General features: G+C 43.0%; 19 protein-coding genes and 2 pseudogenes. 7 read left to right on the top strand and 14 right to left on the bottom strand.

From position 1 onward, the window contains the following. Positions 1 to 7: 7 nt before the first annotated feature. The 14 genes and pseudogenes from HMPREF9124_RS12510 to HMPREF9124_RS09890 all read right to left on the bottom strand — a co-directional run bounded on the left by HMPREF9124_RS12510 (position 8) and on the right by HMPREF9124_RS09890 (position 13,729). The gene (locus HMPREF9124_RS12510; RefSeq protein ID WP_255348633.1) at positions 8 to 973 is read right to left on the bottom strand and encodes a GH25 family lysozyme; all 966 of its coding nucleotides are present in this window, start codon (positions 971 to 973) and stop codon (positions 8 to 10) included. Next, positions 910 to 1,410 carry a GH25 family lysozyme gene (locus HMPREF9124_RS12515; protein WP_009428827.1) on the bottom strand — a complete coding sequence of 167 codons (501 nt, stop codon included), beginning with the start codon at positions 1,408 to 1,410 and terminating at the stop codon, positions 910 to 912. Before HMPREF9124_RS12515 ends, HMPREF9124_RS12510 begins: the two co-directional genes overlap by 64 nt. 398 nt (positions 1,411 to 1,808) lie before the next feature. Then, on the bottom strand, positions 1,809 to 2,429 hold the full coding sequence (locus HMPREF9124_RS09835; protein ID WP_036597830.1) for a C40 family peptidase: 621 nt from the start codon (positions 2,427 to 2,429) through the stop codon (positions 1,809 to 1,811). Between the two features lie 231 nt (positions 2,430 to 2,660). Further along, positions 2,661 to 3,332: a YczE/YyaS/YitT family protein gene (locus tag HMPREF9124_RS09840; protein WP_009429836.1), complete on the bottom strand. Its 672-nt coding sequence runs from the start codon at positions 3,330 to 3,332 to the stop codon at positions 2,661 to 2,663. Between the two features lie 46 nt (positions 3,333 to 3,378). Then, a complete protein-coding gene (locus HMPREF9124_RS09845) occupies positions 3,379 to 4,737 on the bottom strand; it encodes a L,D-transpeptidase family protein (protein WP_009429437.1) in 1,359 nt (452 codons plus the stop codon). Between the two features lie 77 nt (positions 4,738 to 4,814). Then, positions 4,815 to 5,696, bottom strand: coding sequence for an L-serine ammonia-lyase, iron-sulfur-dependent, subunit alpha (gene sdaAA / locus HMPREF9124_RS09850; RefSeq protein WP_036598099.1), 882 nt, complete (start codon positions 5,694 to 5,696; stop codon positions 4,815 to 4,817). Positions 5,697 to 5,779: 83 nt separating this feature from the next. Next, positions 5,780 to 6,448 (bottom strand): L-serine ammonia-lyase, iron-sulfur-dependent subunit beta, encoded by a 669-nt coding sequence (gene sdaAB / locus HMPREF9124_RS09855; RefSeq protein ID WP_009428413.1) that lies wholly within the window; start codon positions 6,446 to 6,448, stop codon positions 5,780 to 5,782. 128 nt (positions 6,449 to 6,576) lie between these two features. Beyond that, positions 6,577 to 7,788 (bottom strand): dicarboxylate/amino acid:cation symporter, encoded by a 1,212-nt coding sequence (locus HMPREF9124_RS09860; protein ID WP_036597831.1) that lies wholly within the window; start codon positions 7,786 to 7,788, stop codon positions 6,577 to 6,579. Between the two features lie 157 nt (positions 7,789 to 7,945). Then, positions 7,946 to 9,858: pseudogene (locus HMPREF9124_RS09865) on the bottom strand (sodium-translocating pyrophosphatase). 189 nt (positions 9,859 to 10,047) lie between these two features. Then, complete coding sequence (locus HMPREF9124_RS09870; protein WP_009428931.1) at positions 10,048 to 10,572, bottom strand: signal peptidase II; 525 nt, start codon at positions 10,570 to 10,572, stop codon at positions 10,048 to 10,050. Further along, the gene (pdxR, locus tag HMPREF9124_RS09875; RefSeq protein WP_009428091.1) at positions 10,559 to 11,626 is read right to left on the bottom strand and encodes a MocR-like pyridoxine biosynthesis transcription factor PdxR; all 1,068 of its coding nucleotides are present in this window, start codon (positions 11,624 to 11,626) and stop codon (positions 10,559 to 10,561) included. The genes HMPREF9124_RS09870 and pdxR overlap by 14 nt, the downstream gene beginning before the upstream one ends. A gap of 12 nt (positions 11,627 to 11,638) precedes the next feature. Beyond that, the gene (mutY, locus tag HMPREF9124_RS09880; RefSeq protein ID WP_009427928.1) at positions 11,639 to 12,682 is read right to left on the bottom strand and encodes an A/G-specific adenine glycosylase; all 1,044 of its coding nucleotides are present in this window, start codon (positions 12,680 to 12,682) and stop codon (positions 11,639 to 11,641) included. Between the two features lie 16 nt (positions 12,683 to 12,698). Beyond that, a complete protein-coding gene (locus tag HMPREF9124_RS09885; RefSeq protein ID WP_009427719.1) occupies positions 12,699 to 13,244 on the bottom strand; it encodes a manganese efflux pump MntP in 546 nt (181 codons plus the stop codon). Then, complete coding sequence (locus tag HMPREF9124_RS09890; RefSeq protein WP_009429560.1) at positions 13,232 to 13,729, bottom strand: acetyltransferase; 498 nt, start codon at positions 13,727 to 13,729, stop codon at positions 13,232 to 13,234. Before HMPREF9124_RS09890 ends, HMPREF9124_RS09885 begins: the two co-directional genes overlap by 13 nt. Positions 13,730 to 14,055: 326 nt before the next feature. Here HMPREF9124_RS09890 and HMPREF9124_RS09895 point away from each other — a divergent pair, with 326 nt between their 5' ends. The 7 genes and pseudogenes from HMPREF9124_RS09895 to HMPREF9124_RS09925 all read left to right on the top strand — a co-directional run bounded on the left by HMPREF9124_RS09895 (position 14,056) and on the right by HMPREF9124_RS09925 (position 21,534). After that, positions 14,056 to 14,451 carry a prepilin peptidase gene (locus HMPREF9124_RS09895; protein WP_009428818.1) on the top strand — a complete coding sequence of 132 codons (396 nt, stop codon included), beginning with the start codon at positions 14,056 to 14,058 and terminating at the stop codon, positions 14,449 to 14,451. A gap of 41 nt (positions 14,452 to 14,492) precedes the next feature. After that, positions 14,493 to 15,581, top strand: a complete 1,089-nt coding sequence (locus HMPREF9124_RS09900; protein ID WP_009428003.1) for an ATPase AAA — start codon at positions 14,493 to 14,495, stop codon at positions 15,579 to 15,581. An 8-nt stretch (positions 15,582 to 15,589) separates the two neighbouring features. Continuing rightward, positions 15,590 to 16,758, top strand: a pseudogene (locus HMPREF9124_RS09905) (CpaF family protein). After that, positions 16,658 to 17,485, top strand: a complete 828-nt coding sequence (locus tag HMPREF9124_RS09910) for a type II secretion system F family protein (RefSeq protein ID WP_242821585.1) — start codon at positions 16,658 to 16,660, stop codon at positions 17,483 to 17,485. The pseudogene HMPREF9124_RS09905 and the gene HMPREF9124_RS09910 overlap by 101 nt, the downstream one beginning before the upstream one ends. 108 nt (positions 17,486 to 17,593) lie before the next feature. Next, entirely contained in the window at positions 17,594 to 19,018 is a 1,425-nt protein-coding gene (locus HMPREF9124_RS09915; protein WP_009429507.1) for a hypothetical protein, read from the top strand. A gap of 204 nt (positions 19,019 to 19,222) precedes the next feature. Then, entirely contained in the window at positions 19,223 to 19,462 is a 240-nt protein-coding gene (locus tag HMPREF9124_RS09920) for a Flp1 family type IVb pilin (protein ID WP_009429259.1), read from the top strand. Positions 19,463 to 19,500: 38 nt separating this feature from the next. Then, positions 19,501 to 21,534, top strand: coding sequence for a DUF5702 domain-containing protein (locus HMPREF9124_RS09925; protein ID WP_009428360.1), 2,034 nt, complete (start codon positions 19,501 to 19,503; stop codon positions 21,532 to 21,534). Positions 21,535 to 21,537 lie beyond the last annotated feature (3 nt).

Here is a 21,537-nt window from a genome sequence, read left to right on the forward strand (position 1 = left end):
AAACGCCTTACGGCATCCATGCTCCGTTTGCATCGAAGCGGTATTCCACCCCGTTAATTGTACGGCTTGTATTTTCCAGCATTGCACCGGATTCTTCCATATAATACCACAGATTGTTAATGAATTTCCATCCTGTTCTCATGGCTCCGTCCTGATTTAACCAGTACCATTTTCCGTTAACATTCTGCCAATTCACTGCCATTGCGCCGGAATCCTTCAGATAATACCAAAGATTATTTTGGAATAACCATCCAGTCTGCATGATTCCCCGTGCATCCATAAAATACCACAGGCCGTTTACCTGTTTCCAACCGGTAGTCGCCTTACCGTTTTCCATGTATTTCCATTGTCCGGGCACAGTCTGTACCCAGCCGTTTTCTATACTTGCCGCTTCCTTTCCGGGTCCCTCACCGGAAACAACTGTACCATCAACACCGTTTCCGCTTCCCGTAGTAGAAGTTTTCTCCGTATTTCCGGATGTCTTTTGTGAAGTGCCTGAAGAAGTGGACACGGAATTCGACCCGCTACTTCTTTTTCCCGCATTTTTCTGGGAAGGGTTTCCTCCCCCATATACCTTCCAGGAAAATTCAGTGGTGACCTGTCCTTTGATTCCCTTTACCACACCCTTTTCACTGGACTGCCAGATCGTCGTCTTACTCCCTCCTACCGGTACATAGACCCGATTTTCCGGATAAGCCGCAAACCAAACGTCATAAGAAATCTTGGACAGATTCATGTATTTTGTAAGCCAGGTACGGTTTGCATAGACCATAGGAATAAAACCTGCGTCCTCCACCTTCTTGCAATATGCATTGATCATATCCGTCAAATCGTCCTTACTCAATCCCTCAGACAGCATGGATGCCACTTCCAGGTCATAAGCAACCGGATACTCCAGTTTATAGGGTTTTATTTTTTTAAGGTCAAATCGGCTTCCGCCATCGCATCGTTCATATTTTTTGCGGTCGAACAAAGATAAACGCCGACTTTGATACCGGCCTTCTGCGCCCCTTTTACGTTCGCATCAAAATAAGCATCCTCCTTTGTCCCGTAGGCAAGCCGAATCATAACAAAGTCGAGTCCGTCCTTCTTTGCCGCATTCCAGTCTATGGGACCGTTCTCATTTTGAAACCTGGAAACCTCCGTTCCCTTCTCCAAATATAGAAAATCGGAACCGTCCTGATTGGTATAGCCGTACCACCCGGCATATTCATCCGTTACCGTATTTTCCACAACATCCGTACTCACCGCAGGTTCCGTCTTTCCGATTAAATCTCCCGGTCCAACGGCAAATGCACAACTTGGCGAAAGACAGCTCAGCATAATCATGCAAATAGATGTAAAACAAAGCTTCGTTATTTTTATGGGCATTCTTGTGCAAAACCGCTCATTCGCTTTTTGAAAAACCATTTTATTCCTACTCCTCCACTTCTTATTCCTCTAAGACTATCGGCGAAAAAGAAAAATGGCAATAGCGGGGGAAGAACCGTAAGAGATATTCAGAAAAGAGTAAGGACTTAGCGAATAAAAAGAAGCTTTCGAGGCCGCAAAATAGAGCTATAGGACAAAATATGCTTTATGAAACAATAAGTCCCACATAGAAAGATAGGCCTATAACAAAAAACTTCGGCATCCCAATGTTTTCAGGATACCGAAGCCTCTTGTCACATAGAAGAACATAAGCAAGCTCACTTCTTCTCTTTATATCTCACACACTTACCCCGAAGGGATACTTACTCAGTATATATACTGTATCGGCAAAAAGCGAATTAGTATAAATTATTTGCCCTATATTTTAAAAAAATAATTTAAAACAATCTCCTGATTGATTTAATCGGTTTATAGGTAGCCGACTCAATCGTCACACCGGAACGAGAATTCAGTGCGGAAAGCATTCTTCCTTCCCCGAGGTAAATGCCGACATGACCGGAATAAGCCAATATATCACCGGGAAGCGCATTTTCCAAAGAGCCTACACTCGTACCAACGGAACGAATTGCTCCGGAAGAATGCGGAAGGGAAACCCCGAAATGCCCGAATACGCCTACTAAAAAGCCGGAACAGTCCGACCCGTGAAGAAGACTCAAACCGCCATATCGGTATGGACGTCCGATAAACTGCGAAGCATAGTCTACAACCTGCTGTCCTTTGGCGCGGCTGTCTCCTTTTAAATTATCCTCTACAACTATTTCAACTGTCTGTTCTTCCTCAGAAACCATCCCTCCGTCTTCACTGAAAACCAAAATATCATCTTGCTCCGAAGGTGCCGCCAGGGCGGACAGAGAAGGTACGGAAGAAAAAGCAAATACTGCAATTCCCAGTGCAAGGATTCCTTTTTTTGTCCTTTGCAATACAGAATGTCTTCCTTTCCGTTCAAAGTGCTTGGGTTCTTCCCCTGCTGTGCACAAACTAGCATTCCACTTCTGCATAAAATCTCCTTTGCTCTTTTCTCCGGGCAAAAAGAAAGCCCGAATATCGTAATACGCTATCATTCTAGGGAGAACTTATGGCGAAAATAAAAACACAGTATGAAGATTCGCTAACGCTTTCTTACGAAAGAAACTGTTTTTTTAACGCTTTCATACCGTGTTTTTTACAATTTTATGACATTTTAAGCTTTTTTATAATCAAAATTAAGAGTTTGCCGAAGAGCTTCTCTTTTAACCTTTTAATGCGTCTCTCGCTTCTTCTTCCTTTTCCCCTTCCGGTGTATAGCCGATTAATTTTTCAGATACATGGGTATCAAAGAAATGTACTACCGGTCCGAGACCGAATGCGGATATCAAGGTTCCTATGCCGACCAATCCTCCGGTAAGGAACGTTCCCAGAGCACAGATTCCATCCGTAAACATTCTACAGGCAAAATAATGTTTCTTCGTCTTATCTCGAAGCCCCAGGGAAAGATAGTCATACGGTGCAATCCCGAGGTCAGCCGTCTGGTAAAGAGATACTCCCAAAGAAGTTACCACCACGGCAACTGCAGCCCAAACAATCTGTACAATGAGACCGTGTTCCTCAGCCGCCCCAAAGTTTCGGAGCAGAATAGCATAGAAAAAGCTTACGATATAACCAAGTAAAATTCCATTCACAAAAGTCCCCGCTCCAATGTATTTTCTTCCAAAAATAAACTGAATCAGGAAGAACAGAATATTGCATAACAGATTTTGAAAACCATAGGGAATGCCGAATATCTCCGCTATGCGCATATTCAAGGCGGAAATCGGATCATTTCCGAGATGAGACTCTTTAAACAGAGCTATCCCGATGGAAATAATAAATACCCCGAGCACCATGCTTGCATGTCGTTTAAGCAATACTCTATTATTTTTCATTTTTCACCCGCTCACTAAATGATTGCTTCCCGGAACGCGACTATCACTACTCATGAACCACAATCGGGCATCCCTTCTGAATCCGATTATACAACTCTGCCGCCTTATTTCTCGGCAAATTAATGCAACCGTGGGAGCCGCCTCTGACATAGATATTTCCCCCAAACTTGGAACGCCAGGATGCGTCATGTAAGCCGATTCCCCCATTAAACGGCATCCAATAGTCTACGTGGGCTTCATACTCCGGTTTCCCGTTAACCAGTTTGCCACGGAGCGTTCTATTCGTTTCTTTGCCTTTCAAGAAAAAAATCCCCGACGGCGTCGCTCTGTCTCCGCTCAACATTCCGGTTACCGTAGGACTTTCCCAAACCAGGTTACCGCCTTCATAGTAATAAACATGCTGTAAGCTTAAATCTATTTCCACAAAAGTCGTTCCGAATTGAGGTTGTGCATACTGGGCAGGTCTATAGCTGTAAACCGGTTCTCTTTCCATCGTCTTAAAGGCGGAAATAGCCTGTTTTAAGGCTTCCTTTTCTCCCTGTACATTGATATGAAGAGCATAAGGAGTCAGCATGGCAATGTCCTTCCCGCTGGCCGAATGAAAAGAAACCGTATTTCCCGGGTTTCCGTACTTTCCCTCCAAGTAATTGGCATAGGCCAAAACCTTTGCCTCATCAAAGATAACTCCGTTTCCATTGATTCCCAAAACCATATCACTTAAGGTATCTCCGGAAAGAACTTCCTTGTTCCCTAAAATATTGGTCACGATTTCTACGGACTCCAGACGTCTAACGGCCTCCAGCTTCGGTTCGAGATCGCTCTTATGCACTGTCACCGTGTCGTAAATCCCTCTTTGCGTTAAGTCAAGAGTATTTTCTCCCCTCTGCAGAGCGGAGTACAAATTCGCATAGAACTTTGCCTCGTCCAAAGAATCTCCCTCTACTTCGGGAACAATACTGTATGTACCGTCTTTTTGGATATAAGCATTCGCGGTTTTCTTGCTGTACTTTAAAACGGAAAGCTGTGCAATCCTTTCTTTTAGCTTTGCCTCATCAAATTTTGCGGAACTGCCTTCTAAGGAAAAATCATAACGACCGTCCGCTTTGGGTTCCAAGCCTTCTTTCTCTTCTCTTTTCAGGATTTCCTCTAAATTCGTTGCCGCGGAAAGCTGATAGCCGATATCGGATCCTTTGATTTCCTCTACCTTATCTCTTCCCTTAATATATAAAACATAATTTCGGCTGTATTCTCCTTCCAGATAGGACTTAGCCTCCTCTACAGTCTTTTCGGAAAGGGGAATCCCGTTTCCGTACGTTCCCATAACAAACCGATCCAAGGCATAGGCAGACATCGGTAAAAGCACGCTAAGCAGCAATGCACTCAAAAACAGTTTAATCTTCTTCATGTATTCCTCCAAAAGTATTTTCCCCCTATTCTACACTGTCCGCCTATCTTTGAGTAGTCAAAATATTAAAATTTGTCTTAAGCCCCAAACACCTTTTTTCTTAAAGCCAAACCTGTAGGACTGGCTGCCAGTCCTCCCTGCGCAGTTTCTTTCAGACTGGAAGACATGTTGTCCCCTACCGATTTCATGGCAGCAATGCACTCATCTACCGGAATCTTTAAATCTATTCCGGAGAGCGCCATATCCGCACTGGAAAAGGCAATCATCACGCCCGAGACGTTTCTTTTCACGCAGGGAATCTCCACGAGTCCGGCTACCGGATCACAGACCAGTCCCATTTGATTGATAATAGCCATCCCCAAAGCATCTCCACAGGCACTCGGGCTTCCACCCATAAGCTCCACGAGGGCCGCTGCAGCCATGCCCGATGCGGAACCGCATTCCGCCTGGCATCCTCCCTCCGCCCCGGAAATGGAAGCGGTTTGCGCAATCACCATCCCGAAGGCTCCTGCCGTAAAAATAGACATCACTATATCCCTCTTAGCAAATCCTCTATCCTCATACATGGATACCAAGCATCCCGGAAGGATACCGCAAGAACCTGCCGTGGGGGTAGCCACGATTCTTCCCATCGCGGCATTACAGTTGGAAACACACATGGCTCTTCCTATGGCCTTGGTTAAAAACTTTCCCGAAAGACCTCCGTTTGTCTTTTCGGCATAGTTTAACATCTTATTTCCTTCTCCCCCGGTCAGACCGGAGGTGGAACGAAGGTTCGGATCATTTCCCTTGCTGACGGACTCCAACATCACCTCAAAATTTCTTTCCATGATGGAGTAGATTTCCTCCTCCGACTTCTGCATCTGTTCCGCCTGATCTTTTAGACAAAGCTCACTGATTTTGATTCCCTGCCTCTCTGCCGTATCGCAGAGTTCTTTGATACTCGTATATTTAATCATTTTTTCTCCCGGCTTTCTACTTTCCTGCTTTTCCAAGCCCAAAACTGTTACTAATCCTAAAACTGTTACTAAGCCCAAAACCGTTATATTGCCCTTATCAAAATGGCATTTTCCACATTCGGTAATTGATTGATATCCTTCATCAGATCCTCCGGAGGTAACTGATCAATTTCAATAGTCATTAGAGCCGTTCCCCCTTTTTCAGGACGACTTAGCCGGAAGTTTCCAATATTCAGTTCCTTATACTTTTCATACATAATATGGGTAACTTCGGCAATCACCCCCGGTTTATCCCTATGCAGGACCAGGATGGTATTATTCTCTCCCGTAAAATCGACACGCATGCCGTTTACGGAATCCACCCGAATATTTCCTCCTCCGATGCTGGCACCTTCTACAACTCCGCTTTGTCCGTTATCCAGGGTGTAATGGATTCTCGCCGTATTGGGATGCGCTCCCGGAATATCATTTTCTATAAAACGATAATCTATCCCTCTGTCCTTTGCAATCTGCAAAGCATCTCGGATTTCCTCGTTGTAACTATGGTAGCCCATAATGCCGGCTAATAATGCCCTATCCGTACCATGTCCTCTGTAGGTTCTGGCAAAGGAGCCGGACAATTCAATATCTACCTCTTTGAATTCTCCTCCCTCCGCGAGCTTATTTACAACTCTGCCGAGTCTTACCGCTCCGGCCGTATGAGAACTGGAAGGTCCTATCATAATCGGTCCGATAATATTAAAAACATTCACTGTATACCTCTTTTCTTAAACAGGGGTTGCAAAAAAGAACAGATTATAATTTTTACCTGAAATCCATCCTTTTCACAACCCCTTTTCCATTCTTGCCGCATATGCGGAATTCTTTAATTCTGCTTTATTTACTTCTTTTCTTTGGCAATCATTCTTGTATAGAACTCGTTGACCACTACTCCAATTGCATTATCCCCGGACACATTACAAGCCGTTCCAAAGGAATCCTGCGTGATGTAAAGGGCAACCATGATTGCGCAAATCGGTCCGTTCGGATCTCCCGCTTCTTTCCCAAAAATCATATAAAGGAAGGGGAGCGCCGTCATGATAGAACCGCCCGGTGCACCCGGAGAAGCAACCATCGCAATACCCAGAGTCATAATAAACGGGACTACCGTGGACAAACTGATGGGAATCCGATTCATAAGGCAAACTGCCGTTGCACAAGCCGTAATCGTAATCATGGAACCGCACATATGGATATTGGCACAAAGGGGAACGACGAAGTTTCGAATTTGTTCGGAAATGCCGTCATGCTTTGCACATTCCAAGTTAACCGGGATTGTCGCCGCGGAGGACTGTGTTCCCAGCGCAGTAGTATAACCCGGAATCTGATTTTTCATCAAAGTTAACGGATTTTTCTTTGAAATCGTACCGGCTACAATAAACTGCACAAAGAGATAGCAAAGGTGCATGATAATTACAACAATAAATACCTTCCAAAGAATAGACAAAATAGCAAAGGTCTTTCCGGAACGGGTCATGTCCACAAAGGTTCCCAAAATATACAGCGGAAGCAGAGGAATAATCACTTTGTGTAAAACCCTATCGATGATACCGGAGAAGTCCTTCATTGCGTCATAAAGTGTAGACCCGATTTCCTTCCCGCGCATCGTAGACAGACACAGCCCCATGATAAAAGCCAGTACTACCGCCGACAAAGTATCAAACATCGGCGGGATACTGATGCTGAAAAAAGATGCCACAGATTGATCTGCCGTCGCCTGAATCTGCTTCATTGCATCTGCCGACATAAAGCTTGGAAACAAATTAATAGAGACCAAATAAGAAATCGTTCCGCCAATCAATGTGGAGCCATATGCCAGAATCACCGTAAATAGCAGAAGTTTTCCCGCACCCTGAGAAAGATCCGCAATTCCCATACTGACATAGGCCAAAATCATTAAAGGAATTACAAACTTTAAAAAATTACTGAAAATTCCGGACAAGGTCACAATCAGACTACAAAGTCCGAGTGGTGCATATTGCCCGATTAAAATACCGAGAATAATTGCGATAATGAGTTTTGGTACCAAACCTAGTTTTCTTTTCATTTCCATTCCTCCTCCCAAGGGATATGGCACAGCTTTTCGCCAAGCTTTATACAAAAATCCCCGAGCAGAGACTTCTACCCGGGGATTTTTATTAAAAATATACAAGTAAAATATCTCTTCTTTGTATATTATATCCTATATATTTTGCTTTGTTAAGCTTTTTCTATAATATTCCACCAACTGCCACAATGAGCGGAGCAAACACCAGAGCAATAACCGTCATCAACTTGATGAGAATATTGATAGAAGGTCCGGATGTATCTTTAAAGGGATCCCCAACCGTATCACCCACTACTGCCGCCTTGTGGGTTTCCGATCCCTTTCCGCCGTGATGTCCCTCCTCAACGTACTTTTTCGCATTATCCCAAGCGCCGCCGGAATTGGACATGAAGATAGCCATCATAACTCCGGACACCAGAGCTCCCGCAAGAAGGCCGCCCAAAGACTCTGCCCCCAGTAAAAGACCGATTACAAGTGGAGCAAGTACAGCCAGAACACCGGGAATAATCATCTCTCGTAGCGCTGCATGAGTGGAAATACTCACACAAGTTCTGTAATCCGGCTTCTCCGTACCTTCCATGATACCCGGTTTTTCTCTAAACTGTCTTCTTACCTCGGAAATCATGGAGAAGGCAGCCTTACTCACCGAACTCATGGTAAATGCAGAGAAGAGGAAGGGGAGCATAGCACCGACAAAAAGCCCGATACATACACGGCTGTCCAATACATTGATGTTTTGTAAGCCCACTGCATTCGCATAGGAAGCAAAAAGAGCGAGTGCGGTAAGTGCCGCAGAACCGATGGCAAAGCCCTTTCCCATAGCAGCCGTAGTATTTCCCACAGCGTCCAGCTGATCCGTGATATTTCTTACTTCCTCGGGGAGACCTGCCATCTCCGCAATACCTCCCGCATTATCCGCAATCGGACCGTAAGCATCTACCGCAACGGTAATTGCAGTGGTAGATAACATTCCTACTGCGGCAAGCGCAATCCCGTAAAGTCCCAATACATGATAGGAGACAAAGATTGCCGCACAAATCAGTAAAATCGGAACGGCAGTCGAACGCATACCGATTGCCATACCGGAAATAATATTCGTTGCCGGCCCGGTTTCGGACTGCTTCGCAATGTCTTTTACCGGATTGTAAGCGGACGAAGTGTAATACTCCGTAATAGCACCGATCGCAAGACCCGCAACTAAACCGGCCGTCACAGCCAGAGCCGCATGGAAATTTCCAAAGAAATATTGAGAAAGCCCAAAGGCAAAAACCAGTACAGCCAGCGCCGAAGAATAGCTTGCCATTTTCAAAACCTTACTCGGATTTTCTCCTCCGAGAGAAAGCACCAAAATACTGCCCAAAACGCAGGCAAGTAAGGACAGCCCCGCTAAAAGAAGCGGAAATGCAACACCCTCAACGGACTTTGCCTCCAGCAAGGCTCCAAGGGTCATAGCAGAAACCAGTGCACCGACATAAGACTCAAAGAGGTCAGCTCCCATACCGGCAACGTCACCTACATTATCTCCTACGTTATCGGCAATGACTGCAGGGTTTCTCGGATCATCCTCCGGGATTCCGGCCTCAACCTTTCCAACCAGGTCCGCCCCGACGTCAGCCGCCTTGGTATAAATTCCTCCGCCTACTCGAGCAAAAAGAGCAATACTGGAAGCCCCAAGGGAAAAACCGGAAAGGACGCCGACATCCTTCGTAACAAGGTAAAAAATTCCAACTCCGAAAATACCGAAGCCGGAAACACACATTCCCATAACGGAACCGCCGGAAAAAGCTACCGAAAGAGCCTTTTTCATTCCGGACTGTCTTGCCGCCTCAGCAGTACGAACATTGGCAGCTGTTGCGGAACGCATACCGAAGTAGCCTGCCAAAGTGGAAAGCAGTGCTCCAAAAACAAAAGCTACCGCACTAAGCCAGCTTCTTGTTCCGAATCCGATGCACAAAAATAAGCTGCAAACAAAAAAAGAAGAATCCGATATTCTGCAAAAAGAAATGCTTCTGCACCTTCTGCGATGGCCTTTGCAATTTCTTTCATTCTTTCATTTCCGGAATCCTCTTTCAGAATCTTCTGTCCTTGAAAAAGCGCGAACAAAAGACCCAGAATACCCAAAACAGGTATCGCGAAAAATAAACTATTCATTTTTCCTCCCTCATTGATGAAAATACTGTCACTTCTCCTGTTGTTTCCTCATAATACCAAACGAACATGTATTTTTCTACTATTTATTTAAAAAAAGAAATTTTTTTCTATAAATTATGTGATTTTTTTCCAAGCCTTCCACAAAAAACCCAGAAGATAGAGGAGAGAACCCAAAAAAATAGCTATATCTGCCAGATTAACGATTGCTTTTTTTAGTACTCCTATCCGAATATAAATATAATCCGTCACTTTACCGTCTCTTATCCGGTCAAGAGTATTGGAACCGGCACCGCCCAAGATGAGGGCCGTTCCGATTTTTTGTAGCAAGAAGTTATCTCCAACGGTATAGCTGAAATAAGGTAAACTAAAAAAAAGGAAGCCGGTTGCAAAAATGGAAACAAATCCCACAAACTTCGGATATTTCTCCAGTTTACCCATAGAGAATCCGGGATTATGTGCTTTTCGAATTTCTATCATTCCTCTCGTGCCTCTTAATTTCTTCGGAAAATTTTCTTCCTTCTCCCGATTAATTTTCTTTTTCCAAATTTGATCCAAAGAAAAAACAGCCGCACTAAGGCAAGTGAGTTGTACAAAACCTTTGGGAAGGTACCATATCCAATCAATTTTAAAATGTCGCACTGTTTCTCCTCCGTCTTTTAATTCGATTAATATGCCTTTCAAACTCTCCTCCCTGTAAAAGCTCCGTAAGCAAGCATTGCTCTAAAACCGGAACCGAACAGCTGTAAATAGAGATTTTTTGAAGGTCTTCTTCTACTCTCTCCTTCGGAAGGAGTAAGTAAGCCATTCTGAAAGCGGGTCCTATCGTCCTAGAAAAGCTGTTGATATAGTACACGGAATTTCTCTCATCCATCGAAAAAAGACTGTCTTCCGGCTTTCCCAGAGCTGAGAACTCCGAGTCATAGTCATCCTCTATGATAAATCCGTTTTTTCGTCTGGCATAGTCCAGATACTCCCGCCTTTTTCCCGCAGTAGCGGTAACACCGCTCGGATAGCTGTGAAACGGAGTTACATGCAGAATCCGGCTTTTCGCCTTACGTAAAGCCTCACTGTGAATTCCCTTTTTCCCCATTTCCAAAAATTCCAGTTCGATTCCGTTTGCTTCGTATATTTTCTGCATCTTCTCATAAGAGGGGGACTCCACTGCAAAGCTTTGTCCTCTTCCTAAAATTTGCGCTAAAAGAGAGTAGAGATGCTCTGCTCCGGAGCCGATGAGAATTTGCTCCTCCGTTACAAAAATCCCTCTTGCCCTCCTTAAGTAATCCTTTAATGCTGTACGAAGAAAATACTTTCCTTGCGCTTCAGAACGGCGCAGCAATTCTTCTCCATACTTCCCGAGTACCTTTCGTATCATTTTACTGATAATCGAGAAGCTCATTTCCTCCTTGCCCTGCCCCGGTATTTCCGAAAGAGCCTGAACCGGATCCTCTTTCTCTTCTACCGGAAAAAGTAAACCGTCCTGGTAGCTTACAAAATAGCCACTTCTTTCTCTCCCCTCGATATAGCCTTCCTCTTCCAGAAGAGCATAACAGTGTTCCACGGTTAGGAGCGATACTCCCATGGTATCCGAAAGAATACGCTTTGAAGGCATTTTTTCCTGAAAACGATAGCGTCCCTCCACAATATCTCTTCGGATTTCTTTATACAGTCGGATGTATTTGAATTGCTTCTCCATGGACTACTCCTTTTAAGATAGCACAAAACTCTTGTAAAACCCGTATGCGGAAGGGATACTCAAGTTGTTTTTTATTTCTTCCCTCGTATAAAATCGGAATCCTTCCTCCTTCACCACCGCTTCCGGAAATTCCCCTAAATCTATTTCGTAGCCAATCATGTCCCATTCTTTATGGGTAAAGATATGTCTTGTCGCTCCCAGTTCCCGTAGTTTTAAGGCAGAAAAGCCAAGTTTCCTTGCTTCTTCAAGAGCCTCCTTTTTGCTTACATGGCCTGCCACTTGATAAAAGGCGTAAAGCCCCGCAAGAACACCTTTTTTAGGGCGCTTTACAAGCGCGATTCTATCTCCCTCTCGGAAGACAAAAATACTGTATTTTTCTATTTTCCTGGGTTTTTTTGTCCGCCGTTTCGGATAGTCCTCCGGATTTCCCCCACGATGCGCTTTGCAAAAAGAGGATATCGGACAAGAAGCACAATCTATTTTCCCCTTCGGTAGGCAAACTGTTGCCCCTAAATCCATGAGTGCCTCATTAAAATCTCCCGGAAAATCCCTCATTTTCTCCTGAAAATATTGAAAAGCGGCAAATTTTGCTTCTTTGGAAAGAATATCTCCTTCGTAAAGCTCGCAACGGGAAAAAATCCGGAGAAGATTTCCGTCTACCGCCGGCCTCTTCTCACCGAAAACGATGGAGGAAATCGCCGCCGCCGTATATTCTCCGATTCCCGGAATAGAACGAATATCCGCATAGTTTTTCGGCATTTTTCCGTCAAATTTCTCTACGAGAAGCTTTGCCCCCTTGTGAAGATTCCTTGCACGGGAATAATATCCCAGCCCCTCCCAGAGCTTTAAAACCTCTTCCTCCTCCGCGAAGGCAAGGCTTTGTATGTCGGGAAAACGCTCAATAAAGCGGAAAAAGTATCCCTTTACCGCCTCCACTCGGGTTTGCTGTAGCATGATTTCAGAAAGCCAAGTATAATATGCATTTTTCTTTCCCCGCCAGGGTAAAACTCTTCCATTTTCCCTAAACCAGCTTAAGAGCTCCCCTGAAAACTCCATTCTTCCTGTCTCCTCTTTACAATAAAACAGCTACAGCCAAGAGTACAATTCCTCCCAGGATATCCGCATTTCCGGCATAAACCGTGCCGAACTTTTTCCCGACAAGTATGGCGCAGTAAGATAAGATAAAGGTGACCAAACCTATTATCAGGGCGGAAAGAAATACTCTCGGGATAGAATCTTGCGAAAAGGTAAAGCCCAAAGATAAGGCATCGACCGAGGTCCCCACAGCTTGAAAAAGCAGATTCCCCTCTGTTTCTTCCGTTTCTTTATTCTTTTTCTTCCGGTATCCGCTTAAAATCATTCGCGCCCCGAGATAGCAAAGAATAAGCGTAGAAATCACCGAAACATATTTCATCACAATCGGTGCAAATCCGGCAAAACTTTTTACCAAAAAGAAACCCAAAATCGGCATAAAAAACTGAAAGAAGCCAAAGGAAAAGGCAATCGACAACTTTCTCTCTTCCTTCATTTGCGGATTCTTTAAACCATTTGCCATGGAAACCGCCACTGCATCCATAGACAGTCCCACTCCCAATAAAAGGCTTTTTATGAATAACATGGTTCTCCTTTTATAAAATCAAAGGCGAGACGGCTGCTTCCGTCCTCCACATAAACAATTCCGCAGTAATGAAAACCGAAATTTCTTAAAGCCGCTTGCATGGAAAGATTGTTTTCATGTGTATCAATACGAAGATAAGGAATCTTATCGAGGCAAAAAGAAAAACAGGCTTTCGTAATCCCTCTCCTCTTCCCCGAAGAAGCTACCCGATGTATAGTACCGTAAGGCTCCGCCTTTCTCCAAGCTCCACCTTCAATCTTTCGATAGTTTTTCTCTTCTCCTGTAAAAAAGCTGAAGGCTCCCAGAATGCCATCTTCTTCCAGAACATACAAGGCTTGCTTTGCAAGATCCTCTAACGCATTTGTTTCATTCGGGTACTTTTTCCATTGACTTGTATTCCCTTCAGCCCGCATATGCTCTCTTGCCAACTCATAGATACGACAAATCTCCGGAATATCCTCCTGTCTTGCCAAACGAATTTGCATTCTTTACTCCTTATTGCCCCCTACTTTTCATAACATAGTAAATTTCTATTATATCACTCGCCCTTTTAAAAAAACTATACAATTTTTTCTATCTGAATTTGTGAATGGAGCACAGTTTTTTGTTTTATATACATTATTCTCTTTCAAAAAGCAATCTCCCTTCCGGAAATCATATCATTATTTCTCTTTTCCGCATTATCCGTTTAAGGATAATATCCATGAAGAAATAATATCCGAATATCGAGTATAGGCATTCCGAAATGCCGGCTTTATACTGAATCCAGTACAGGAAGGGATAAAAACACTCTTCCGAAGAGGAGGTAGCCATGCTTCATTCTCATTACGAAGTCCTCTTACTTTTCCTACTCTATGCCGCCTTAAAAGACATCCTGGAGAGAAGAATCCCCAAGCAATTCTTTCTTTGCTTTTTTCTATGCTTCTTCTGTCTTTTGCAAAGCGACTCTTCTAAACACTCTATTCTTCTTTTCCCGATTCTTCTTTTTCTGATTCTTCTGCTAAGCTATCCCCTCTTTTATTTTACCGGAAGCGGAGGAGGAGACTGGAAATTATTCTCTCTCCTTCTCTCCCTGCTCCCGATTAATCTAAGTATTTCCCTCTTGTTTCTTTCCTGTATTTTTTCCTTATTGCTCTTTTATTATCTCAAAGAAGACATTCCCTTTGCCTTCGCCTTATTCTTGGCAGCCATTCCCCTGTTAAGCTAAACGAAACCGATTTCTCATCCGTCTATAGGAAAGGAAGTTCTATGGAAAAAATTTTAACTATTTATGATGAAGACGAGCTGTATTGTAAAAGATTAAGTCTCTACCTACGACAAAATACAAAACTTCCCTTTCAAATTTATCCCATGAGTACTCCTGAACGCCTGGAGGAGTTTCTTAAAAAGAAAAACTCGGATCTCCTTCTCCTATCGGAAAAGAATGCAAAGTCCTTGCATTTTTCCCCTAAGTCCGGAAGGACGCTTTATTTAACAGAGGAGAGTCCTCTTTCCAAAAAGAAAAAAGAGAACTCAATTTATAAATACCAATCTGCAGATCGGATTATGAGAGAAATTCTTTTACAATACGGTGAACTCGCCCTCTTAGAGAGCAATGGGCAGGGAAGAGCAGATATTTTTATGATTTACAGTCCCTTGGGACGGTCGGGAAAGACCGCCTTAGCCTATGAAATAGCGCAAGTTTTGGGAAAAAACAGACAAACGCTGTTTCTTTCCCTTTCCGAGTCAGGTTCTGCCTATAAACAGTCGTCCAATTCTCCCGGCATTTCAAGTATTAAAAGTAATGAAGCAAAAGAAAGGGAGTGCTTAACCGAGGCTCTTTATCACTTTAAAGAAAATACCTTAAGCCCCTTAATTATCAAAGCATTAAGCTACGACAGAGGAAGCTATTCCACCATTCTCCCCGTCCGTTCTCCGGAAGATATCCAGAGTATGAGTTCTCGTGAGCTTGCTCTTTTTCTGGATAAACTGGCAGAGGATGCAGGGGTTTCCGCCTTGATTCTGGATACAGACTGCTCCTTAAGTAAATACCTGGATTGTTTTCCCCAGTGTAAAAAAATCTTTATGCCCATACTCCCCGATATAATTTCCAAAGAAAAATTAGCCTTCTTCCGGAACTATCTGAAAAAAAATCTTGCGGAAGAGATTCTGGAAAAGTTTGTTCAATGTGAAATCCCCTCAGCCATAGAATCCTCGGAATACATCCATCCTGCACAGGGAAAAGTAGAGTATTTGCGGTCCTCTTCCCTAAAGGATTATACCGAATCCCTCCTGCTTCGCTATATCTATGAGGAGGAAGATAAAGAAAAGGAGCAATATAGAAAAATGATTCTCTAGGAGGAAACATGTTGGCCTTAGACAATATTAAACAGGAAATCAAAAGAGAATTGCTGACCGATCTTGAAGAAAGGCAAATGTCCGATTCTCACCTCTACCAACAAATCGACAGCGCCTTACTAAACAGACGGGACATCGGTTTACAGGAAAAGCTGTATTTAAGAACCGCCGTATTTGACAGCTTTCGTCGCTTGGATCTTTTATCCGAACTGTTAGACGACAAAAATGTGACAGAAATTATGATTAACGGTCCAAAGGAAATATTCGTAGAAAAAAAGGAAAGATGGAAAAGTGGAACCGCTCTTTTCAAAGCGAAGAACAACTCTTTGAGCTAATCCAGCAAATCGTTTCCAGAATAAACCGTGCAGTCAATACAAAAAGTCCCATCGTTGATGCCAGATTGGAGGATGGGTCGCGTGTTCATGTGGTCCTTCCTCCGATTGCACTGAAGGGACCGACCGTGACCATTCGAAAATTCCCGGAGCCCATAACCATGGCAAAACTGATTCAGCTTGGGAGTCTTACCGAAGACGCCGCTTTATTTCTGGAGTCCCTGGTGAAGGCCTCCTATAACATCTTTATTTCCGGAGGAACAAATAGCGGAAAGACAACATTTTTAAATGCATTATCACAGTATATTCCCAAGAGAGAAAGAATTATTACGATAGAAGACAGTGCGGAATTACAAATTCAGGAGGTGGAGAATCTGGTTTCTCTGGAGACCAGAAATGCCAATGCCGAAGGCGAAGGGGCAGTCAGCATTTCCGATCTGATAAAGGCTTCTCTTCGAATGAGTCCGAACCGAATTATCGTCGGAGAAGTCCGCGGAAAAGAATGTCTGGATATGCTGAACGCCATGAATACCGGGCACGACGGCAGTATCTCTACAGGACACGGCAACACAAGCAGGGACATGTTGCGCCGAATGGAAACGATGGTTTTACAAGGGGCGGATCTACCCTTAAGTTCTATTCGAAACATGATTGCCTCTGCAATCGAAATCATGGTGCATCTGGGGAGAAGCAAAGATCACAAACGGCGAGTCTTGGAAATCAGCGAAGTGACAGGAGTGGAGAATGGAGAAATTCAGCTTAAGACCTTATATCAATACAATGGGGAAGTTCTGGAAAAATTGTCGAATCTGTCTCGTGAAGAAAAACTCCTCCGTAGATTATAGGCAGTATGAAATCTCTTTAGGAGAATATCTCTATATCCTTGTGAAAATTCTTGGTATTCTTCTTGCCTTTTCTTATGCCTTCTATCATTCTTTTTTACTTTTTTTCATTTTAATTCCCTTTGGCCTCCTGATTCCGTTTTTCTTTCGTCAGACACTGCGAAAAAAGAGACAAGAGCTTCTGCTTATCCAGTTTAAAGAAATGCTTTCTATTTTAAATTCATTTTTAAGTGCCGGTTACTCTATTGAGAATGCATTGATTGCCGCCATTCCCGACTTATCCGCTCTACTTGGAGAAAACAGTTATATGGTCGAAGAACTGAAACAAGTTAAACGAAGTCTGGCTATGAATCGTCCTCTGGAAGAGCCTCTTTCGAATTTTGCCCTGCGTTCGGGATTAGATGATATTCATAACTTCTCGGAGATTTTTCTCGTCGCAAAACGTTCCGGAGGAGAACTCTCGGAAATTATTCAACACAGTAGTTCCATCATTCACGACAAACTGAGTATCCATGAGGAAATATTGACCCTCAGTGCTGCAAAACGTTTTGAGCAGAAAATCATGAATTGCATTCCCTTCTTTATCATTCTGTATTTAAATGCATCTTCTCCGGATTTTTTTCATATTCTGTATCACTCTATTATGGGAAGAATCGTCATGACTGTCGCTCTTTTTATCTACCTCCTTGCGATTTACCTCTCTCAAAAAATCATCAATATTCCCATTTAAACTTGGTCACAGGAATACCCAAAAATCCGTCCACAAGGAATATAAATGCAATAAATTCAGCCGCAGAAATATTAAAAGGCGTTGAATCCTGCTTCTTAAGGTGAACCCATGAAAAACAATGTACTATTTCAATATTTGCATCAATTTCTACAATCCTTCAGTCCGAAAGAGGAGGCAATATTAAAGAAACAATCTCTCCTTATTATTCTTTCTCTTCTACTTTCTTCCGTCGTCTTTCTTAAGACGCAGGAAGAAAGCCATATACAGTCCGGCTATACTTTAAAGCGAGAGGGGATAGGAGGCTCGGAATACAGTCTCCCCTTGCAAGTTCAAGGTCTGAATCCGCAGAGAAAAGAAAATCTGAATATTACCGTCTCGCCCAGAATTTATACCAAGGAAGAAGCGGATAAACTTTTTTCCGAGCTTCATGACAGAATGGAGAGTCTCATTCTCCCGGAAGAAGAAAGCCTGGACGGTATAAAAACCTCTCTCCAATTAAGCTCTTTTTTCCCGAAGGAAAATGTCAAGGCCTCTTGGTCTTTTTCCCCAACAGCTTTAATCAACGGAAAAGAAAAGCTCACCACGGAAAATAATCTGGATTTGATTTTGGGCTATCGCTCTATTTTGGAAGAAAGAGGAAAAATCCATCATGAAATGCTTGCTCAAAATCAGATTTTAGAAGGAGAACTCGAGCTTAAACTCAGTACGATTATCTTACCCCCGAAAGAGGAGAAGACCAATGCCGATTTAGAAAACTATGTTCGAGATTCGGAGGATTATCTTTATTACTCTCCTCGTTATATTTTTCCAATTCGCATTCTTCCCGAAGAAAAAAACTCCCTGGAAACCCTAAGAGATCTTTTGATTCAAAAAATATCCATACTGAACCAAGAAGAAAGAGGAACGGAAGAGCTCCACCTTCCTCAAGAAATAGAAGGACATAGAATTCATTTTTCGGAAGAGAAAAGTCGTGCTTATCTCTACATTCCACTTCTTGGACTCTTTGCAGCATTTCTGCTCCCCCTAAAAGACAAAGAAGAGAAAAAAGAAAACTTGAAAAAACGAGCAAACTCTCTGGAACTCGACTATTCTGAACTGGTTTCCAAATTGGTTGTATATCTCGGTGCCGGTCTCTCTCTTCGTAATGCCTTCACGGAAATCAGCAAGCAATATGAGTATCTTGTAGAGTCCTGCGGTCTTGAAAATCATCCTCTCTACGATGAGCTGCACACTCTCTTAAATCAATTAAAAAGTAATATCGGTGAGGGAAATGCCTATCTCGCCTTTTCCGGCCGAATTTCTCTTCGTCCCTACAATAAATTGATCAGTGTAATCGAACAAAATCGAAAAAACGGAAGCAAACACCTACGTCTGCAATTGCAGGTAGAAATGCAGGAAGCCTTTGAAATGAGAAAAGCAACTGCAAAAAGATTGGGCGAAGAAGCAGGAACCAAACTCCTACTCCCCCTCTTTATGCAACTCTTTATCATCATGATGATGATTCTTTATCCCGCCATGACTTCTTTATCCTAAAAAGCCTTTAATTACTTTATTCTAAAAAGTCTTGATCTACTTTATAGATTAAAGCACTTCCCGTTCTTATTTTTATTCTTTAAAGAAGCATTACAGCGAGGAAGACTTCGGTAAACAGCGATTCTTCTTCGCCTTGTAATACACCTGCGTAAAATATACGCAAAACAATAACGGCAATATTTGCCCCATTTAAAGGAGGTCCTTATGCTACTACAAAACTTGACAGAACTGCAATATTCCTTAGATGCTTTTCTCCTTTCCCGCTGGGAGCAGTGTAAGAAAAAGCGAAAAGAACTGCTGCACGGAAATGACGCCCTAGGCACAATTGAGCTGGTCTTAATTATTGTGGTGCTTATTTCTCTGGTCGTCATCTTCCGAGACAGAATTCAGAAAGTTTTAAATGATATCTTAAAAAAGATTGAAAGCAACGCGAAAAACGTATAGTACCTCATTCATCCGCCCCGCCGGCAAAAGGAAAAATCATGAAAAAGAATTATTCCGCCTCCATTACGGTATTCCTTTCCCTAAGCTTTGTGTTGATTGCTGCACTCATTCTGACCATTACCGAATCAGCCAGGACAATCGCACAGAAGTATTATATGCAAACCGCCCTGAATAGCGCCATGGAATCTCTGTTTTCAGAATTTCACAGGCCTCTCTGGGAAAACTACCGTATTTATGCCTTGGAATTCAGAGATGATAATTTACTGAAAGAAGAACTGCAAAGCTTCATCAAACCTTATTCCGATGCGAGGAATCTATTTCCGGCAAAAATAGAAAAAGACGGTTTCTCCTTTACCGGCAGGGGACTGTTGTCTGAAAGTCATTATTTTGAAGAAGAAATATTGGAGTATATGCCTGCTCTTCTGGCAAAAGACTGTATAGAGTTTTTGGGAGAAAAGAAAAGCGGTACAGATATTCCCTCTATTCTGGAAGAGGCTTCCAAAAAAGAAAAGGAAGCCGACAGCATACAAAGATTACAGGAAAAATATGCCTTAAATCATTACGATGTGGAGTATCTTGAAGACTGCATTAACAACATTGACCGCTTTTGTAAAAAAACGGAGACCTTAAAGCACTATGCTCTTTATTCTTTACAAGCTCATGATGCTTCCCTTTTCTTCAGCTATTCGTCTTCTCTGAAAGCTACATTAAACAGCCTGAAAAATACAGTGAACTCTTATGATGCTCGCGCTGACCTTTTAAAGTCCAAGGTGGAAGCCCTATGGAATGACTTCTCCGCAGAAAAGGAAAATTTGGAGGAAGACGGTATCGCCGCCATTGAAACACAATTGAAAAGTTATGATAACTACCTGGATGATGGCGGAAGAGTCCGGCAAAAGATTGATGGATTTCCCGCGCAATGCGAGAATTTAGACTCTGCAATAGAAGGAATCGAGGAGAATGTCCGGCGCTTTCAAGAATATATTGAAGAAGAGAGGGAAAGGCGCAGAAAGAGAAAAAAAGAGGAGGAAGATTATGATGAAGATAACGGACTGCAAGCAGAAATTGACAACTTTTACAATGACACCATCTCCACATGGCAAGCCCTTACCATGCCCGTATACGGAGAAGCCGTCACGCAAATCAATAAGAAAAACAAAAGAATCCTCGAAAGTATTCACGATATCGGAAAAAAGAAGCTCTTGGAGCTTCTCCTCCCAAGCGGAAAAGAATGCCCCTCTGCCGAGGAATCTTTTTCCTCCGCTCTCTTCTCTACCGAGTCCGCTGCAAATCCCATACAAGTCGGACTGCTCGGGGAATATTCCCTCCGTTTCTTTCATTCCTATCATAAGGAAGAATCCGCCCATACCACTCCTTACAGCAATGCAAAAGGCTTGGAGGTGGAATACCTGCTGCACGGAAAGAAAAGCGACTATGAAAACCTGTCTGCACAAGTCACCTCTCTTCTAGCCTTTAGAGAGTCTATGAATTTTATCCATATCATGTCCGATCCTGAAAAACTGGAAGCTGTTGAAGAATTTGTTACAAGCTTTCTGGCAATCACTGCAAACCCTGTTGTAATTGCGGTTTTTAGCGCATTTGTAATCGGGATATGGGCTTTTGCCCAGTCTCTCCTTGATGTAAAGGAACTCTTAAATGACCAACGTATTCCCCTAATGCACAGTTTAGAGTCGTGGAGTCTTTCACTGAACCATCTTTTAGATTTTCTCTCCTATCTTTCCGGTGAAGAAATCCCAAGAGAAAATATAGGCTTGTCTTACGAAGACTATCTTCGTATCTCCTTATTCACAAAAGGATTACTGTCTCAAGCAAAAATAAACGACTCCATGCTTTACTGTATGGAAAAAGACATACAGACGAGTATCCGGGATAAAGAGCCTTCCTTCCGAATGGATAAATGTCTCTATTATCTCTCTACGGATGCGGAAATTTTTTCCAGGCACAGCCTGTATCATAAGGGCTTCCTGGAGATGATTGGCGTAAATACAGGAGAGGAAAGATACCAAACGGTCTTACATTCTGACTATAAATACAAAAATCTGAGCCATTAAAGG

Source organism: Oribacterium sp. oral taxon 108 str. F0425, from assembly GCF_000214455.1.
Taxonomy (GTDB): domain Bacteria; phylum Bacillota; class Clostridia; order Lachnospirales; family Lachnospiraceae; genus Oribacterium; species Oribacterium asaccharolyticum.

Bases quoted from the DNA above. Each gene is read 5' to 3' on its own strand.
- HMPREF9124_RS09860 (WP_036597831.1), bottom strand. From the start codon at position 7,788: ATGGAAATGAAAAGAAAACTAGGTTTGGTACCAAAACTCATTATCGCA.
- HMPREF9124_RS12515 (WP_009428827.1), bottom strand. From the start codon at position 1,410: ATGGTTTTTCAAAAAGCGAATGAGCGGTTTTGCACAAGAATGCCCATA.
- sdaAA (WP_036598099.1), bottom strand. From the start codon at position 5,696: ATGATTAAATATACGAGTATCAAAGAACTCTGCGATACGGCAGAGAGG.
- HMPREF9124_RS09885 (WP_009427719.1), bottom strand. From the start codon at position 13,244: ATGTTATTCATAAAAAGCCTTTTATTGGGAGTGGGACTGTCTATGGAT.
- HMPREF9124_RS09920 (WP_009429259.1), top strand. From the start codon at position 19,223: ATGCTACTACAAAACTTGACAGAACTGCAATATTCCTTAGATGCTTTT.
- HMPREF9124_RS09890 (WP_009429560.1), bottom strand. From the start codon at position 13,729: ATGCAAATTCGTTTGGCAAGACAGGAGGATATTCCGGAGATTTGTCGT.
- HMPREF9124_RS09845 (WP_009429437.1), bottom strand. From the start codon at position 4,737: ATGAAGAAGATTAAACTGTTTTTGAGTGCATTGCTGCTTAGCGTGCTT.
- HMPREF9124_RS09895 (WP_009428818.1), top strand. From the start codon at position 14,056: ATGCTTCATTCTCATTACGAAGTCCTCTTACTTTTCCTACTCTATGCC.
- HMPREF9124_RS09915 (WP_009429507.1), top strand. From the start codon at position 17,594: ATGAAAAACAATGTACTATTTCAATATTTGCATCAATTTCTACAATCC.
- mutY (WP_009427928.1), bottom strand. From the start codon at position 12,682: ATGGAGTTTTCAGGGGAGCTCTTAAGCTGGTTTAGGGAAAATGGAAGA.
- HMPREF9124_RS09835 (WP_036597830.1), bottom strand. From the start codon at position 2,429: ATGCAGAAGTGGAATGCTAGTTTGTGCACAGCAGGGGAAGAACCCAAG.
- pdxR (WP_009428091.1), bottom strand. From the start codon at position 11,626: ATGGAGAAGCAATTCAAATACATCCGACTGTATAAAGAAATCCGAAGA.
- HMPREF9124_RS09925 (WP_009428360.1), top strand. From the start codon at position 19,501: ATGAAAAAGAATTATTCCGCCTCCATTACGGTATTCCTTTCCCTAAGC.
- HMPREF9124_RS09910 (WP_242821585.1), top strand. From the start codon at position 16,658: ATGGAGAAATTCAGCTTAAGACCTTATATCAATACAATGGGGAAGTTC.
- HMPREF9124_RS09840 (WP_009429836.1), bottom strand. From the start codon at position 3,332: ATGAAAAATAATAGAGTATTGCTTAAACGACATGCAAGCATGGTGCTC.
- HMPREF9124_RS09900 (WP_009428003.1), top strand. From the start codon at position 14,493: ATGGAAAAAATTTTAACTATTTATGATGAAGACGAGCTGTATTGTAAA.